The sequence below is a fragment of the Paenibacillus periandrae genome (assembly GCF_022458865.1).
GTDB lineage: Bacteria > Bacillota > Bacilli > Paenibacillales > NBRC-103111 > Paenibacillus_S > Paenibacillus_S periandrae.
In genome coordinates this window covers 91225-109078 of sequence record NZ_JAJNMU010000015.1, presented here as the reverse complement: position 1 = coordinate 109078, position 17854 = coordinate 91225, and the positions used below count along the sequence as shown (strand labels likewise).

General features: G+C 45.6%; 11 protein-coding genes and 1 riboswitch. Of the genes, 3 read left to right on the top strand and 8 right to left on the bottom strand.

Annotated elements, in window-relative coordinates:
- Nucleotides 1-25: 25 nt before the first annotated feature.
- Nucleotides 26-1300 carry an acetylornithine deacetylase gene (locus tag LRL21_RS24670; RefSeq protein ID WP_240418437.1) on the bottom strand — a complete coding sequence of 425 codons (1275 nt, stop codon included), beginning with the start codon at nt 1298-1300 and terminating at the stop codon, nt 26-28.
- A gap of 190 nt (nt 1301-1490) precedes the next feature.
- Nucleotides 1491-1574, top strand: a riboswitch (cyclic di-GMP riboswitch).
- Nucleotides 1575-1633: 59 nt separating this feature from the next.
- Here LRL21_RS24670 and LRL21_RS24665 point away from each other — a divergent pair.
- A complete protein-coding gene (locus LRL21_RS24665) occupies nt 1634-2455 on the top strand; it encodes a transglutaminase domain-containing protein (protein WP_240418436.1) in 822 nt (273 codons plus the stop codon).
- A 10-nt stretch (nt 2456-2465) separates the two neighbouring features.
- Here LRL21_RS24665 and srtB read toward each other — a convergent pair whose 3' ends face one another.
- The 3 genes from srtB to LRL21_RS24650 form a co-directional block, all read right to left on the bottom strand.
- On the bottom strand, nt 2466-3293 hold the full coding sequence (gene srtB / locus LRL21_RS24660) for a class B sortase (protein WP_240418435.1): 828 nt from the start codon (nt 3291-3293) through the stop codon (nt 2466-2468).
- 91 nt (nt 3294-3384) lie between these two features.
- Nucleotides 3385-10242, bottom strand: coding sequence for an SdrD B-like domain-containing protein (locus LRL21_RS24655; protein WP_240418434.1), 6858 nt, complete (start codon nt 10240-10242; stop codon nt 3385-3387).
- 534 nt (nt 10243-10776) lie between these two features.
- Nucleotides 10777-11967, bottom strand: coding sequence for a response regulator (locus LRL21_RS24650; RefSeq protein WP_240418433.1), 1191 nt, complete (start codon nt 11965-11967; stop codon nt 10777-10779).
- Nucleotides 11968-12071: 104 nt separating this feature from the next.
- On the opposite strand from LRL21_RS24650, the gene LRL21_RS24645 reads away from it, so the two are divergent.
- Nucleotides 12072-12638, top strand: coding sequence for a GNAT family N-acetyltransferase (locus tag LRL21_RS24645; RefSeq protein WP_240418432.1), 567 nt, complete (start codon nt 12072-12074; stop codon nt 12636-12638).
- Nucleotides 12639-12680: 42 nt separating this feature from the next.
- Here LRL21_RS24645 and LRL21_RS24640 read toward each other — a convergent pair whose 3' ends face one another.
- Entirely contained in the window at nt 12681-12977 is a 297-nt protein-coding gene (locus LRL21_RS24640) for a DUF6509 family protein (protein WP_240418431.1), read from the bottom strand.
- Between the two features lie 134 nt (nt 12978-13111).
- Here LRL21_RS24640 and LRL21_RS24635 point away from each other — a divergent pair, with 134 nt between their 5' ends.
- Nucleotides 13112-14149, top strand: a complete 1038-nt coding sequence (locus LRL21_RS24635; RefSeq protein WP_240418430.1) for a CapA family protein — start codon at nt 13112-13114, stop codon at nt 14147-14149.
- A gap of 129 nt (nt 14150-14278) precedes the next feature.
- Here LRL21_RS24635 and LRL21_RS24630 read toward each other — a convergent pair whose 3' ends face one another.
- The 3 genes from LRL21_RS24630 to LRL21_RS24620 all read right to left on the bottom strand — a co-directional run bounded on the left by LRL21_RS24630 (nt 14279) and on the right by LRL21_RS24620 (nt 17816).
- Complete coding sequence (locus LRL21_RS24630) at nt 14279-15643, bottom strand: MATE family efflux transporter (RefSeq protein ID WP_240418429.1); 1365 nt, start codon at nt 15641-15643, stop codon at nt 14279-14281.
- 170 nt (nt 15644-15813) lie between these two features.
- Nucleotides 15814-16791, bottom strand: coding sequence for an aldo/keto reductase (locus tag LRL21_RS24625; RefSeq protein ID WP_240418428.1), 978 nt, complete (start codon nt 16789-16791; stop codon nt 15814-15816).
- 146 nt (nt 16792-16937) lie between these two features.
- Nucleotides 16938-17816, bottom strand: a complete 879-nt coding sequence (locus LRL21_RS24620) for a CHAD domain-containing protein (protein WP_240418427.1) — start codon at nt 17814-17816, stop codon at nt 16938-16940.
- Nucleotides 17817-17854: the final 38 nt, after the last annotated feature.

Here is a 17854-nt window from a genome sequence, read left to right as displayed (position 1 = left end):
TTCCTCTTTTCTTTATTAAGTAAGGTTACTTCTTCGTATGTCCCCATTCGTATATAAATTGAAGCATGACTTTGGTGAAATCTACTACCTGCTGAATCGATACCTGCTCGTTGACAGCATGGGCATTGCCCAAATCGCCCGGTCCATAAATAGCTGCGGGAATACCTGCAGCCCCAAACCAGCCCCCATCGGTGACAGTCGGTGATACATCAACAATAGGCCTGCGGTTCAAAATACGCTCGTGAGCCCCCATTAACGCACGAACAGCGGCATGCTGCGGGTCCACCTCCAATGAAGGGAAGATTTCGCCGCGATCTTCAATCATCGACGAACCACCCCATGTAAACTCAGGGGGATTATCTCGAAGCCATACATCTCCAGCAGCCACCAATCTGATATGCTCCTCGATTTCTTGGGCCACTTGTTCATGGGTCTCATTCGGATAAAAATGTACGGTGATCCATAGTCGGCACTCATCGGCAATGAACGCAGCATGTCGTCCTCCCTCAATAACGGCAGGGTTGATCGTACTTGCACCTGGTGGACAATCCGGATAGCTTTTGATTACGGACCAGTGACGCTCCAAATCCTGCAGCCCTTGAACCAGCTTCACCATTTTCTCAATAGCGCTTGCACCGAACAGCTTGCCTCCGGCATGGATCATACTCCTTCTCGTCGCATCGTGAAAGGTTTGCTTGCTTTTCACCGTGATCCAGCCTGTAATGACGCCGCCCTGCCCTTGAATATGCAAATCACTCGTATCGACAACAACGGCAAAATCCGCACTGTACCCGCGTTTGCAGCATTCCAGTGTTCCTGCTTCACCCACTTCCTCACCAATCACGGATTGGAATGTAAGATCACCGGGCAGTCGGATGCCTGCGTCATGCAGCAGCTGAGTAGCAAACAGTGCTCCGGCAAGCCCTGCCTTCATATCAGCAGCACCTCGGCCAATGATCGCACCATCCCTGACAATCGGAGTGAACGGTGTCGTTTCCCAAGCCTCGTTCGGGCTCACCTCGGCCACATCCATATGACCGTTAATAATCAAGCTTTTGTGCGTATCCGATTCACTGCCTTTTAACACGCCAACGACATTCGGATCTCCTGGGTATACGTCCCATTTATCAATAACAAAGCCCTTATCCTGCAAAAATGCAGCGACAAACTGCTGTGCTTCCTCCGTATTGCGAGCTGGTGGTGCCGGTGTCTGAAACCGGATCAAACGCTCGACCAGATCGATGAGCTCCATCTGCCGCTGGTCTACTTGTTGAAGCAATGCTTCCAGCTGAGTCTTCACTCTTACCGCTCCCTTCCGTTACATACAAAGATGCTTCTTCTTAAGGAAGAAGCCCTGTTCATAATGATCAAATAGTAGCATACCTGGACGGGTTTACTCAATCGAGTCTTTCGTTTTATACCAGCCTTCATGGCTAATACAGGTTGAACTTCATAGTACCCTATGGTATTATAAACTCAAATCTAATAACTTTTGAAAAAGGCAAACCTGTCGAAAGGCAGGGACGCAAAGCCACGAGTCTAAAGCATTTTGCTATGATCGTCGGGTCGCCAAGAGGCAACATTATATTGTACCCTCTTTTGGCATGGCTTAATGACAAAGGAGGTTTTTGCTATGTATTCCAAATTGAAGGTTTCCACCGCTCTGCTCACCATTGTGCTTTTTCTTCTCTCTTCGTTGGCACAAGCAGGGACTGCAAGCGCCAATGCACCACTGCAAGCTAGTAATTTAACAGAGCTGGAACTAACCATTCAGGCTGAGCTTGCTAAAAAACCAGACTCCATTACAATCACCTACACATCGAAAGATGCAGAAGACTCCAAAAGCTACGTGCAAGCAATTAAAAATACTATAGACCACGCGCAACGGAATCTTGATGAAGAACTGTACTGGAACATGAAAGATCTGTCTATGAATATGAAGGGAAGCATCGGTAATATTACGATCACTCTACAGCCGCAATATCTTACATCATTAGAACAAGACCAATACGTAAACAATGAGGTTGACCGTATTCTGAATGAAATCCTGACACCAAACATGAACAATTTTGAAAAAGAAGCTGCCATTCACGACTATGTGGTCTCCAATACCTCTTATGAAAATTTGGACGACATCGGACATACAGCTTACTCAGCACTCTTCAACAAAAAAGCCGTCTGCCAAGGCTATGCGATCCTAACAAATAAGCTTCTTAACAAAGCAGGGATAACAAGTCAGCTCGTGGTTGGTTACATAAATGATGATCCTGCGCAAACCCACATGTGGAATGCAGTGAACATAGATAACAGCTGGTATATGCTCGATACCGTCTTCGACGACCCTACACCTGATCACCCAGGTGTTCAATCTACTAAATATTTTAATGTAACAAATGAAGCCCTTCTGAAAATGGGTCATACTTGGGTGGAAAGCGATTATCCGATTGCAAAATAAAATAGGATGGTTAAGAAAAAGGGGCCCTCGGCCCCTTTTTTACTGCATGTATGACTAAACGAGTATCATCTGTCTCATTGCTGCATGTTACCAGTGTAAGAATTTGATCATCCTTTTGCAAAGTCACGGCTGCCTGATACATAGATTTTTTTCGATATTGGTCTATAGCAAGAAGAAAGGCATCGTCGTTTTCATATGAAATATCGACAGTATCTTTTCTGGCGTCTATCGTATAAACGGAAAATATTTCCCAATCGCTCGTTTTTCCTTGTATTCCCCAGTTAATTTTGCGGTTTTCCGTAAAAAAATCTTTGTTTTTATAGTTACCAAGGCTTCCGAACATGGAGCCATCTATCATATTATGTCCATAAATGACTAGATTACGTTGTTCTTGGTTCGTGTCCAGGCGGTAATCCATAAACACACTGCCATAAATGGACTTTTTACCCGATGCATCTCTGTTTAAGTAATAATCATTGTCTTTATGCTGTAGGACCGGATAATCAACACTAGTGCCTTCAACACGGAGCCATCCAATGATTTCTTTATTAATAGCCAATAAGCTTTGGAATCGCTCATTTTCCGTTGGGCTTTTGACTGCAGTGCTTGCTTCTTTGGTTAGTTCAGTGAACTCATTTGCTTGCTCTGTGCTGGATTGTGCTTTTGTATGGTATAGATGTAACATCTGATTTTTTAACTGAAGTGAATTGCTTCTTTCAGTATGTTGTATGTAGGCATCCATGCTTATGAACACGATTCCAGCACATACCAGGATGGAAGCTGCCCAATAAAAGAATCTATAACTTCTAGCGGCAGCTTGGGGAAATTGCTTTGTCATAAGATTCTCCTCTCTCCTATGAACTCGTAATAGCTTGTTTATACAGTTGAAGTGAAACAGAGGCACATAATGTGCCCCTGCTTGTAGAATTTTATTTTCTACGTTGTTGCCAACGTGTAGCACCAAATATCCCAAGTCCAGCAAATACCAAAGCCAGTCCTGTCAGATATAAGCTGCTATAAGCCTCTTGGCCTGTTTTCGGTACTAGGGAAACTACCGGTTCAGAGGCCTTTTTATTACTATTTGGAAGTACATTGACCGTAACATCATGGAAATTAATATCTCCATTCTCATTTTTGATGCCGATGGTAAAGGTATCTTTGCCGTTAAAGCCTTCCTTCGGTTTATACACCCATTTTCCATCATCCGTTAATTCAACAATCCCATTTTGAGGCTCAACTTCAAGCGTATACGTCTTCGGAACCGTTATATTTCCCGTATCCACTATCGACGGCACTTCTCCTGCTACGGGGGTATCCTGATCCGTAGTTACGGGTTGTGCTGGAGTTGGCTCTGGAACTGTTACTGGAGTCGGCTCTGGTGCTGGCACTGGAATCGTTCCTGGAGTCGGTTCTGGTGTTGGCACTGGAATCGTTCCTGGAGTCGGTTCCGGTGTTGGTACCGGTGTTGGTACCGGTGTTGGTACCGGTGTTGGTACCGGTGTTGGTACCGGCGTTGTTCCTGGAGTCGGCTCTGGTGTCGGTACTGGGGTTGTCCCTGGAGTCGGTTCTGGTGTTGTTGGCTCTGGTGATGAACTGCCACTGCCACCGCCACCACCGCCTCCTCCTCCGCCGCCACCTGAGTAAAGAATATAAACCCCGGCATCTACCGTTCGATTATCGTCTCCGGAAAGCAATATAATAGGATCAGTAAAACCTAAATTATTAACATCTGAATCAATAGTTTTGTCCGTTCCCATGTTCTTAGGTGTAAATATATAACCGTTACCGGCCACGAAACCTACTACATAAGAACCTGGCTCCAGATTGTCAAACAGATAATTACCGTTAGCATCTGTGACGGTTGTTGCAATAATTACAGCTGGCGCATCGGAACGATACAAGTTAACTGTAACATTCGCAACACCTTCATCGTTCACATCCTGTATACCGTTCACATTGAAATCTCTAAATACTTTGTCGCCGAGTTTAGCTAGCTTGTAGAAACCAGCGTCCACGGTTAAATCATTAATAGTTGTACTTAATGTAAGAGTATGACTGAAACCTGTTGTGACGTCTCTATCCGAATCCTTGCTGTCATCCGTTCCTGCATTTGCCGGGCTTTCCTTGTACCCGTCTGGTTTAAGGAATTTCACCTTATAGTTACCTACGAGAATAAGGTCTGTAAACAGATAGCGTCCACCTGCATCTGTAGTTTGGGTACCCAGCAGCACATTCGTATCTGCGTCATACAACTCAACGGTTACTCCCGGAATGCCAGGCTCTCCTGCATCCTGTATGCCGTTTGCATTCAAATCATGCCAGACAATATCCCCGATAGACCCCTTGGTAGAATTATAAATGCCAGCATCCACAGTTCTATTATCGTCTCCAGAAAGCAATACAACAGGATCCGTAAAACCTAAGTTATTGACATCCGAATCCATGGTACGATCTGTCCCTGCATTCTTTAAAGTAAAGCTATAGCCGTTAACAGCCGTAAACCCTACTACATAGGAGCCTGGTTCCAGATCTTCAAACAGATAGTTGCCGTTAGCATCCGTGACGGTTGTGGCTATAATTACGGCCAACGCATCAGAACGATACAGGTTAACCGTTACATTCGCAACGCCTTCTTCGTTCATATCCTGAATGCCATTTTCATTAACATCCTTAAATACTTTGTCGCCAAGCTTAGCTAGCTTGTAGAAACCAGCATCCACCGTTAAATCATTAATAGTTGTGCTTAATGTAAGAGTGTGACTGAAACCTGTTGTAACGTCTCTATCCGAATCCTTGCTGTCATCGGATCCTACATTTGCCGGACTTTCCTTGTACCCGTCTGGTTTAAGGAATTTCACCTTATAGTTACCTGTAATCAGAAGGTCATTAAAGTAATAATGTCCTAAGGCATCTGTAGTTTTGGTACCGAGCAGCACATTCGTATCCGCATTATAGAGCTCAACCGTTACTCCCGGTATGCCAGGCTCTCCTGGATCCTGAATGCCATTTGCATTCAAATCATGCCAGACCAAGTCTCCAATAGAACCACCGCCACCTGCATTAGGAACGTAAATCCCGGCATCCACCGTTCGATTATCATCTCCGGAACGCAATACAATGGGATCCGTAAAGCCTAAACTATTAACGTCGGAATCAATTGTATTGTCGATCCCTACGTGCTTATACGTAAAGCTGTGGCCGCTAACAGGCACAAACCCTACCACATAGGAACCTGGCTCCAAATTTTCAAACAGATAGTTGCCATTGGTATCCGTAACGGTTGTTGCGATAATTGCTGTCGGGGCGTCGGAACGATACAGATTAACTGTAACATTAGCTACGCCAGTTTCACCCGCATCTTGTATACCGTTAACATTCACATCTTTAAACACTTTGTCGCCGAGCTTGGCCAGCTTATAAAAACCGGCATCTACTGTTAAATCATTAATAGTTGTACTTAATGTAAGAGTATGGCTGAAACCTGTTACGATATCTCTATCCGAATCCTTGCTGTCATCCGCCCCTACATTTGCCGGACTTTCCTTGTACCCGTTTGGTTTAAGGAACTTCACTTTATAGTTACCTGTAAGCAGAAGATTAGTGAAGAGATAGTTTCCGTCAGCATCTGTGATTTTGGTATCCAGCAGTGCATTTGTATCCGCATTATACAGCTCAACGGTTACACCCGGAATGCCTGGCTCTCCTGGATCCTGTATGCCGTTTGCATTCAAATCATGCCAGACCAAGTCCCCAATGGAGCCATTCGTGGGAATATACATTCCGGCATCTATTGTCATATTAGCTTCCCCTGATGATAGGGTGACACTGGCTGTTTTTCCAGTAGTCGGGTCTGCATCCGAATCTAATGCGGCAGAACCGCCTTGGTTCTTGGAAGTGATAGCATACCCTGCCGGTTTGATGAATTCAACGAAATAGCTATCTGGATCCAGATTCGTAAACTCGTACAAACCTGTTAGACCGGTAACCGTTGTAGCCACAGGGGTATTAGGTGCAGAAGTCTTATACAGCTTAACCGTTACGCCTGAAATTCCCACTTCTCCAGTGTCTTGAATGCCGTTTTTGTTGGCATCGAGAAAGACTTTATCTCCAAGACTTGCTGGATTGAATACACCCGCATCGAAGGTATAGTTGCGACCGCCTTCGAGCAGCGTAATACCAGTGACAACAGCTTCTGCATCAGTCCGAGCCGTATAGGTCGCGTCGCTATCCAATGCATCATTGGAACCCTGATTCGAAGGAGAAAAATAATTGTAAGCCGCTGGACGAGTAAACTTGACTACATAATCTCCTGGAAGCAAATCAGAGAATTTGTAAATCCCGCTTGCATCAGTCGTAGTAGTTGCTATAGGAGTTGTAAGGTCAGCTGCCTTATAGAGCATAACCGATACACCAGGTATACCTGGTTCTCCTGCATCCTGAATACCGTTGGCATTCCGGTCATGCCAGACCAGATCGCCGATTTCACCGAGATAAAATCCTGCATCTACCGACATGTCGTTTTGGCCTGCACTTAATACCACGATATGGCTTAAACCACTCGCTTCATCACGGTCAGAGTCTTTTTCATCATTGTTACCCTGATCCTGAAGCGTCGACTTATACCCGTTAGGCTTAATGAACTTCACGCGATAGCTTCCTGGATCGAGGTCAGCGAATAAGTATCTACCGCCTCCGCTAGTCGTCGTGCTTTTCAAAGGAGTTGTAAGATTAGCAGCATACAGTTCTACCGTTACCCCGTCAAGACCGGGTTCACCTGCATCCTGAATACCATTGGCGTTCTTATCCACCCACACAAAATCTCCAATTGAGCCTTTGGTATAGATACCCGCATCCAGAGTCATATCAGTTTCTTCATAACCAAGATTTTTGCTTACCTGGTATGTTAATGTTGATGGATTTAAAGTAAAATCGCTATCATTGGCACGATCTGAGCCCTGATTATGAGGTGATAAATAATGGCCAGTCGGCATTACGAATTCTACCGTATAATCATCAGCTTGAAGATTAGGAAATTCATAATAACCTGGCTCATTCGTTCCATGTCGATCTCCGGTTCTTGTGTAGCCTATACGGGTAGTGGGATCGTTGGTTTTGTATAGATTCACAAGAATCCCATTGACCCCTTTCTCGCCCGCTTCCTGAATGCCATTCGCATTCGTATCCAACCAGATAAAGTCGCCTATATTACCGGTACCTGCAGGATCAGTATCCTTAATCAAAAAACCTACCTTGATAGGCTCTGAAGGTAAAAAAGACTGTGGTCCGCCCTCATCGGGATAAGTTGCTCCATAACCAAATGAGTTCCAGGCGATCTTGTTTCTCGGTGCATTTACTGGTGCACGCATATCCCATTCCAAGGTGACTGATTCTCCTTGGTTAAGGGTAATAGTGCCGAAGTCGAATTCCAGCGCGGTGACAGTCGTAATGTCTGCAGGAGGCGTTAGACTCCAACCTGTATGAGTCGGGTTCAACGGTTTGGATATATCACTGACATTCGGATTTACATCTGTTGAATAATATACCTTAATTCGTGGATCCAGTGGTGCTCCGCCTGGTCCCGTAACGTTATTTACCAGATATGGTCTCCAGTCAGATAGACGAGCATTTGTATCAACTACACCTGTATCTGTAATACGAGGCAGCTTATCTACAATAACGATATTGGAAATAGGACCATTGGAAGTAACATTACTTACGACCAGTTGATACATCGCTTTACCACCAGGCAGCGTCTCTCCGTTAGCCGGGTACTTTGTGAACGCATTATCGACTTCTCCTTTTACCCATTTGATGGATTCCAGAGAGCCTGTGAATTTCACATAAGCGTTAACCGTGGCCTTTACGAATTGTGTCGTAGCCGGATTATTATCCCGGTCTTCCGGTACATCGCTCACTACTGTACCTTTATAGGTATTTGTAGCTGTAGTCGTTGCGTACATCGTATTGCCAAAATTCCCATTAGGTGTAGCATGCTTGACAGTACCGCTAATGGTAACATCGATATACTCGTTTGGCTTCAGAACGGCAGTCGGGAACTCCCAACTATAGACCGAATACGTTACTGAACTTACCGTCTTGTTATAGCTGTTAAAAACAGGGGTTCCAATAGGTGTGCTGGAGTTATTTGTTATACCCACCACTGTGAAATTCTCCAACTCATTCGGAAAGAATTCCACTATTTCCGGGTGCGTCATATCCCCCGTAGCAAACTCATGATTCTGTACCCGCAGCTTATAGGTGAGCGTATCGTTTTCTTTCACCGATGCACTGCCTACAACCGATTTATTCGCGACAACCCAAGGTATAGGCTGTACAACCTTAATGTCTACTGAGCTGCTGCTATTAAAAGGTGTAGGTCCATAATTAGCTGTAAGCACAGCCGTGTTGTTAATTAGTTGATTATCTACAACCGGTAGTGAGTTATGATCCGTACTAAGCAGGGTCCCCTGCAGCTGGATATCGGAGGCAACACGGAAACTGCTTGGCACTGTTCCATAATCCAACTTCACTTTGGAAACATATTCACCAGCCCCAAGTCCTAAAGAAGCTGCATTTAAGGTCTGGCTGCTGCCGCTGCTGAGATTAACGCCTCCAGTCCAACTCAACCAGGTATTAACTCCATTTTTCTGGTAATACACATTTACGGTAACACCCGTATTATTACTATAGGAGCCTGTAGAAATCTGAGTCAGATTAATTTCTTTCGGTATAGCATCCTCAACTACAAAGTTATCCAAGGGCACATTACCTTTGTTTCCAAAGCCATTTATCTTATACTTGACGGTCTGGCCAATGGAATACTCATCGCTCGCTTGACGTGCTTCCTTTTTAATGCCATAAATTCCTGGGTCAGGAGCAGCTAGCAGATGTGTAGCATTAGCCGTATTCGTCCTAAGAGCAGCTCCAGTCAGACTGGTACCGACCGCATAGACGGAATTCGTAACCGAATCGCCTACATGAAAGGTTGGACTTGGATAACTTAGTACGACTTCATAGGTTTTTTCCTGCCCGACATTTAAAGTTGATGAAGGCCAGGAGACCTTTCCATACACGGCATCATACACACCGCCCCCAGTGGCGGAAACAAAAGTAGACCCTACTGGGAGAGTATCCATAACTCCAACGTTTTGGATATTAGTGCCACCCAGTACACTGTTTCCCTTCAGCTTGATCTGATAGGTTACATTGCTGTTCAAAACCGGATCAACTGCCGGAAGGATTTTTGATTTGGATATCAACCAATCGTGAGCATTAACCTTTGCGGTGACCACCGGTGCTGGTACCGTAATCGAAGGGCTATTATCAGCTTTGGCTGTCACACTATTTTGGGCAGTGGTGCCATCCAGGGTTACCCCTTCCTTGAACTTGGCTTTAAGCTTTATAATGCCGGTTTTACCTGCTGCTAAAGGACTAACCATATTAAATTTCACTGTTCCCGCGACTGAAGTATCGACAGAATTAACATCTGCCGGGGTGTCGACTCCCACATAATCCAGAGTACTTGGCAAGACGTCGGTGATAATCATATTCTGAGCTGCTTCAGTCGTGCTTGGGTTCGCGTATTTAATCGTATACGTGATGGTTTCCCCTGGAAATGCTGTCGTCTTGTCTACCGTTTTCTCTAGAGATAAGGTAATAGCCGCCATCACACCAAAATTGTAGTAAGGCAATAAGGCCAACGATAAGGCCATAAACAAGAAAAGCACTCTTTTGGGAAGCTCCAAAAGGGATCGGCTTCTTTTTGATAATTGTTTCAAATTCCCCATACATCGCTCCCCCAAATTGGTTTACATGAGCTGGCAATGTATTGTATTAAGTAATATTCCAACTACATGTTCCTCAAACATCTTTCAATTTCTAATTCTCATTCTTGCTACGGGTTTAAGATATACCGTACTTCCGTATTGCAGATTAATTTCAAGCCGAGTAACCCTGCAATCAGGTGTATGTATCCTCTATGTATATCCAATGACTGTTGATCAAGCCCGTTAGGAAGCAGCTTGAATGATCCTAGAATCCCCGTACCTATTTCCACCTCCTGTGGCAAAAAATTTTCCATTATGGGTAATTAAATACACCTAACCAAAGATCGATTATGTGTTAAAGATGAATCATCTTACTTATATCAATTAGAACTGAAAAACTTCTGAACAATTATATGTATTTCTGATAAATTATTCAGTGAATCACCAAAATTCTCGCCTTCTGTTCGGCAAATGGATTACAGGGGTGCGTACATGACAAAAAAAGACAGTCATCATGTATCGAACTTTGTCCGAATACAACTGTCTTTTGAACGACTATTCGTATGAATTTCGTTTACTTGCCATCCCTATGGGAGCATGAGCTCTAGCTTCACTAACCTGCTGCCTCCAGCACTCAAACCAATGAGTAATTTCCCCCTTAGGTTCAAGGTTGAGCTCCTGCTCCAGCATCTTCAACAGCAGCTGATACTGCTCCTCTACAGACGCCCGCTGGCCCATAAGATCATACAATTTCATTAATGCAAAGAAACTGTCCTCCGACAATGGCTGCTCCTGTTGGATACGATGATACACCTGCACAGCCTCGCTCCACATTCCATTTTGCGAATAGCACTCTGCGACCTGTTGAGCATGGTGCAGCCAGCGCATTGCCATTCGCTGACGATCTCCCTCAGCCCATAAATAATCATGTTTGCCCAAATATTCGCCTCTGTACATGTCCAGCACCCGTTGATGAGCGGCTAGATTATTCACGTTCACGTGCTCCAGCATACGAAGGTTGTGCTCCCATTCATCGGACTCCAACCGCACCCGCCCGGCATCCAGCATATAGCCTTCCTCCGCACTCAAGCTTTGGATGGGAATGTCAATGGCATTGCGCTTGAGGTTTTGACGAATTTGATAAATGGTCGTATACAGCAGTGTGGTCGCTTTTTTGGGATCGATATCCGGCCACAGTAAATCTAGCAGCTCACTCTTTCGCACTAATTGTCCACGGTGGTGAAGCAAATAGGCGAATAGCTCCTGACCCTTGGTGGTCCTCCATTTGATGAGCTCCTCAGCTTGATCTTCTTTGTATTCGATTTGAAGCGATGGAAAACAGCGAATCGATACGGGCTCTCCAAGAGTCGGGACGCTGGGGGTGGGAACATGCTTCTGCTTTAACCGGTGCAGCGTTTTTAATAACCGTTTCCGCTGCAGTGGTTTCAGAACATAATCAAGAGCTTGAAGCTCAAACGCCTGGATTGCATACTCATCAAATGCAGTGACAAAAACGATCTCGGCTGACGGGCAAATATCCTGCAGCAGCTCGGCTGCCTGCAGACCTGATAATTCCGGCATCTGGATATCCATGAAAATAACGTCCGGCATTAATTCTCCAGCCATCTCTATCGCTTGCAGCGGATTCATACTTGTACCCACAATTTGGATGTCAGCAAGCTCTTTTAACATTTTTTCCAGCTGTATGAGCGCAAGTCTTTCGTCATCAACCAATAGAGCCTTCAACGTACGAGTCACCCTCCACCTGAAATTGATTTCATATTAATTTCATAAAGATAGGCTATAATTTCTATATATTAACCTTCTAACGAAAGTGTGGATTTATATATATGTATAATAATTCAAATTTTCCCATTTTATCTACGGAACGTCTGTTATTAAGACAAATGTCGCAGGACGATGCTAATGAGCTTTATAGCTTCTATGCTGAAGGCTCTCCCATTATCAAGTATCTCGATTGGCATGGACCTTCCTCCATAGAGCAGGCCCGTGAGCTGATCGTCGCCTGGAATCAGCAGTTTCAGGAGAATAGGCTTCTACCTTGGGGGATAACCCAGCATACGGACAACAAATTAATAGGAACCATCATGTGCATGCCTGTTCGCGGAACGTTCGATTATCGCCCGTTATCTCCTGTATCCGTAGGCTTCGAGCTCACAGACGCCCATTGGAACAAAGGGTTTATGTCCGAGGCACTGGGAGCTGTGATCCGTCATGGCTTTGACTGTATTGGCGTTCATCGCATGCAGGCGGAGGTTATCCCCCAAAACAAAAATTCATTACGACTCCTGGAGAAGTTTGGCTTTAAACAGGAAGGTTTGCTGAAGCAATATTTAATGCACGATGTGACCAAAGTATTTTTCGATGTGATTATGCTTGCTCTTCTGGAAGTATAAAGGCGTAAACAGCTCTCATTCTATGCCGCACGATACCTTTTTCTACTCCTCAGCTTCTACCAAATGCTCTTTACAAAAAGCTTCTATAACTGCCAGTTCGTCATCCTCAAGCTCAAAATCCACATAATTATCATTGGTTTTCTCATGAATTGCATATTTCACCATGCTGGAGCTGCTGTCCTCCACCACATAAATGACCCGCACATACAATCCATTTTCCGAGTATAGTTCGTCATCCTCCGCCACCTCGATATCCAGCAGCAGTTCATAACGCTTACCTGTCAAAATCCCGAACGGGTCCTTGATCAATTCCACACTATAACCAGTAATGGTTAACATGGTATCATCCCTTCCAATTCTCTTCTTCTTATCATTTCATTATACTTCCTCAAACACATAAACGGAAGCCTCTCGGACACTTGCCCGCACTCTCTAGCAGGGTTACGAATATCTTGGTAGCAAGAGGTGATCCGATGCAAGAAATAACGATCGCTGCAGTTGGTGATATTTTAATCAATGGGGCTATTTCGATGTCAGTCAAGCAGCGTGACGCCAACCTGTATAATTTTGACTCCATTTTTGAAGGAGTTGCGCCTATTTTACGGGACGCAGATCTGACTATAGGCAATCTGGAGGTCCCCTTAAAAGGAGATACGCCTTTTATTAAAAAAAAGAATCCGCGAACAAGGTTTCCTATGTTCAATGGGCCTGAGCAGCTTGCCGCAGCGTTAAAGCGAAACGGTTTTGATGTGCTGGTAACGGCGAACAACCATTGTCTTGACAATGGAATCGAAGGACTGCGGCGAACCCTCCAGGTTCTAGATGCCAATCAACTGGCGCATACAGGCACTTATGCCGCTCCCGAGCAGACTCGACAGCCGCTGATCATGGACGTTAAAGGGATCAAGGTCGGGATTCTCGCCTATACCAAAACGACCAACCGGATCCCCCTTCCTACGGCCATGAGAGGGTCAGTCAATCTGATCAACGAAGCTCAAATGGTAAGAGATTTACGCAAAATCAAACCAAAAACCGATCTGAATATTGTTTGTCTCCATGTAGGACAGGAGTATCAGGCAGCACCTACCACGGAGCAGCGAGTGCTCGTTCGCAAGCTTTTACACCATGGAGCAGACGTTATCCTTGGCTCGCACCCTCACGTGCTGCAGCCAATCCTCAGGACGCGTTCCAACAAGTTGGCCATATACTCGCTTGGTAATTTTGTATCGATTCGCTTAAACGGTAACCCTTATACCAATAATGGATTAATACTTCAATTGACCATACGCAAGGATGGATCCCGTACCACAATCAGCGGGGTGGACTGGGTATCTACGTGGACTTATCGTAATTTTCGGAGAAAGCAGCCCATCTACCGTATCGTCCCCAATACAGCAAAAGCCAATATACAAAGCAAAGTAACCGGAATCTCCCTCCGGCAGAGAAAGCTTATGGAACAAATGCGGATTTATACCTCGAACTTACTGAGCTCTCACGATCATAAGCCATAGCCTTACTATCCTGCTGGCAGTTGGAGTGCAAATAAGCGAATACCCCTGTTTGAAAAAGCTTAAAAAACCGGATCACTACAGCGTAATTGTAGCTGAGTAAATCCGGTTTTTCTAAGAAAGCATGCAAGTCTACACAGTAGCTTGAGCTTCCTTAGCGTCCGCCTGAACCAGCACCTTTTTCTCCCAGGCTCGGCTGCGCCAACGGTGCAAAATGATTATTCCCCTCACCCATTCGTCAAGTATAAACACGATCCAAATTCCCATCAGTCCATAAGCGAAATGAATACCCAGAAGATAAGTTAAAGGAATACACATTCCCCATACAATCGTAATACCGGTTATGACCAAAAATCTCGCATCACCCGCCGCTCGCAGCGCTTCGCCAATTACAATATTCAAGCATCTGCCAGGCTCCAGCACAAATCCCAACAGCAGCAGCGCGGCACCCAAAGTGATAATATGAGGGTCGCTCGTAAATAAGCCAAGCAGCGGCTTTCTAAATATGGCGATTACAATGACAGCTCCCATCGACAGCATCAGACTTAAGGCAAGGCTGCGGAATAGCTGCCGATAGGCTTCTTCCTTTTCCCCGCCGCCGATGAGACGGCCAATAATAATTTGCGTGCCACGGCCCAGTGAAATGGAGAGCACCATAATGAAATACATAATATTTTGCGTGTAGATTCGAGTCGACAGCATCTCGGCACCGAGCGATGTAATGAAATACGTAGTGACGATTTGACTAGCTGCATACGACAGTTGATTGCCCGCTGTGGGAATGCCGATCGACAAAATCTTTTTCATATCCTCCAGCCTGCATCTCACGAGCTCCTTCAAGCCCAGATCCAGCTTAACGACCTTCCGTAATATCAGAATATAGACGCCAAGCCCGAGGCATTGGCTGATGACCGCCGAGATGGCCACCCCCGGAACACCCAGCTTCGGAAAGCCCAACGGACCAAAAATGAACAAATAATTGCCGGTTAAATTAATTAGATTCATGCCAATGGCGACCATCATCGTATATCGGGTGAAGCCATGCACCTGAACAATCGCCGAAATCGTCAGATTGAGCGCCTGAATGAATAACGCCCCTCCGACAATAGACAGAAAGGTTTGTGCCGTTCCGAGCAGGTCCTGCTGCAGCCCGAACAGTCCAAGCAGCGGCCTGCTGAAGATGACCATCACGATGCTAATGACCACGCCCGATATAAAATTCAGCAAAATCGCACCGGCAGCAAACCTGCGGACTGCTTCTAATTTGTTGGCGCCCAAATATTGTGATATGACGATAGCTGATCCCGCAGAGATCACCTGCAGCAATAAAAACGTAAAAATAATGAGTTGATTGGACACGCCTACTGCAGCTACCGCGCCATCCGATACGTTACTGACCATAAAGGTGTCTGCAGCCCGCATAGCCATTTGCAGAGAGGATTCAATAAATAACGGCCATGTAATCGTAAATAAAGCCAGCTTGTTAGTATTGGTCATGGGTTCATCCAGCTTCTGTATTATTTTAAATCCTGATAGCCCTCAATGAATGAGAGCGCTTTAATAACAGATTACCACACTTACTTTATTTATAGAACACTTACCGCGACTTAATGTCTACTAATCCCCATAAAAAAACATCTTGATCGGCTCAAGATGTTACGCAATACCTATGGGACTTTGACACCTCTGGATGTCACGTACAGATCGTACCATTCCTCGCGCGAGATCACGATTCCAGTTGCTTCCGCGCAGGCACGTATCCGATCCGGGCTCGTTGTGCCTAACACAGGCTGAATCCCTGATGGATGGCGCATGAGCCAAGCAAGTACTATAGCTTCCAGCGATGTACCCTTCTGCTCCGCTAATTGCCGAACGAGTTCAGCAGTTTTGCGCACTGTTTCTGGCTTGTCTGTCAAATCCTTACCGCTGAACAGCCCCTTGGCAAGCGGCCCCCACGATTGAACCTGAATATGCTCCATCTGGCAAAATTCAAGCAGCCCTTCAGGAAATGACAACTGTGTGCCTGCTTTTTGATTGACCGATATCCCTGCATCAATCCAATCCAGCTTGGCAAGATTCAATTCGAGCTGATTGACGATCAACGGCTCGTCCAAGCAAGATTGGAGCCAACGGATTTGCGTAGGACTCATATTGGAAACGCCAAAGCTTTTGACCTTCCCCTGCCTCTTAATCTTGTCAAAAGCGCTTGCTACCTCTTCCGGCTCCATTAACGGATCCGGCCGATGAAGCAATAAAATATCGATAGACTCCAAACCAAGCCGATCCAAAATGCCGTCTACACTGGAAATAATATGCTCCTCGGAAAAATCATACCGTGCTGGAAGCCCTGGACCCTCCTCCATCCGAATACCGCATTTGGATTGGATGATCATCTGCTCCCGCAGCTCCGGACGCTCCTTCAGTACTTGTCCGAATGCAGACTCCGCCTTGCCGTAGGCATAAATATTGGCATGGTCGAACATATTGATCGACACGGAAAGCGCTGCATCTACAGCCGCATGCGCCTTTTTCATATCATCAGCCGTGATAGCATCCCGCGTCCATCCTCCACCTAAACCCATACAGCCCAAAACGAGACGACTGGCCTGGAAGCCATGTTTATGTAATGCCAATTTATTACCCATGATTGCTGTCATCCTCCTTTGTTAATAACCATCAGCTTGTCTTAACCATTATAAACCAAAAGGAGGACCGTACATAGATGTGCGCGTTCAAGTCAGTCGGGAGCATGTTTATCTGGTATCAAAGCTGATTTGATTCATCCATCCTGCTACTCTCCTACAAACTGACTGGTACCCAGCGCTTGGCGTATTTCCCCCATAAGGCCTTCTTTGAACGCTTTCCATGTTTTCTTGCCAACGTCCAGCTTGTCCTGACCGATCGCTTGGACCGTTTCCAGCCATATTCGCCGATCATTGATTTGACCCAGCTGTTCTTGAATATCTTTATATAGCTGTTCATGGGAATGAAACTTCTGATCCAACGCAAAGGATGCAGCAGATGCCGTATATCTCAGCTCCTTGGCAGCGATTCTCAAATCATGCAGAGCGTCGAACGCTTCCTTCGTTTCAGCGCCGTTGTGCCTGCTAAGCTGACGATAGGCTTGTTTATGCTGTTCATAGGAAATTTCAAGCTCACGCATCACCTGATTTACGTTAATATCGGCACTTGGCGATTCCAACTCAGGCAACTCCTTCAGAAACGCCTCCCATTTCTCATCCAGTGCAGGATTAATCAGTTCCGGCAGCTTATCGGCCAGCTTTACTCGGCTGCGTCTCCGCTGTTTTCTCTGAATCTGGATGAACGTCTTTAACAAATCGGCCTCTTTGCGTCTGCCGCTTCGCTTGGCATTTTTCCGTCTCGCTTGAAAAGACTCGATCAGCACATCTGCATCCCTGACTTTACCGAGGCGTTTTTGCGCTTGCTTGATTAATGGATACAGTCCGGAATGATCATGCTTGTCGAGGATACGCAGCAGTGTCAGCAGCTTCCGGCTGTTGACCCGCGCTTGATGAATATCCTCACTATCAAAGCCATGGCTTGCCCTTCTGCCGTAGTCGAAAAACTGCTCATATAAGCGATCCAAAGCCTGCTTCCATGCATCCTGATGAGGTTTTGCATCATGATCCGGCGCACCTGTACTCTCCATGCAGCATCTCTCCTTTACTCATCATTACGACAAGGCAA

Bases quoted from the DNA above. Each gene is read 5' to 3' on its own strand.
- LRL21_RS24655 (WP_240418434.1), bottom strand. From the start codon at position 10,242: ATGGGGAATTTGAAACAATTATCAAAAAGAAGCCGATCCCTTTTGGAG.
- LRL21_RS24630 (WP_240418429.1), bottom strand. From the start codon at position 15,643: ATGACCAATACTAACAAGCTGGCTTTATTTACGATTACATGGCCGTTA.
- LRL21_RS24665 (WP_240418436.1), top strand. From the start codon at position 1,634: ATGTATTCCAAATTGAAGGTTTCCACCGCTCTGCTCACCATTGTGCTT.
- LRL21_RS24640 (WP_240418431.1), bottom strand. From the start codon at position 12,977: ATGTTAACCATTACTGGTTATAGTGTGGAATTGATCAAGGACCCGTTC.
- srtB (WP_240418435.1), bottom strand. From the start codon at position 3,293: ATGACAAAGCAATTTCCCCAAGCTGCCGCTAGAAGTTATAGATTCTTT.
- LRL21_RS24645 (WP_240418432.1), top strand. From the start codon at position 12,072: ATGTATAATAATTCAAATTTTCCCATTTTATCTACGGAACGTCTGTTA.
- LRL21_RS24620 (WP_240418427.1), bottom strand. From the start codon at position 17,816: ATGGAGAGTACAGGTGCGCCGGATCATGATGCAAAACCTCATCAGGAT.
- LRL21_RS24635 (WP_240418430.1), top strand. From the start codon at position 13,112: ATGCAAGAAATAACGATCGCTGCAGTTGGTGATATTTTAATCAATGGG.
- LRL21_RS24625 (WP_240418428.1), bottom strand. From the start codon at position 16,791: ATGGGTAATAAATTGGCATTACATAAACATGGCTTCCAGGCCAGTCGT.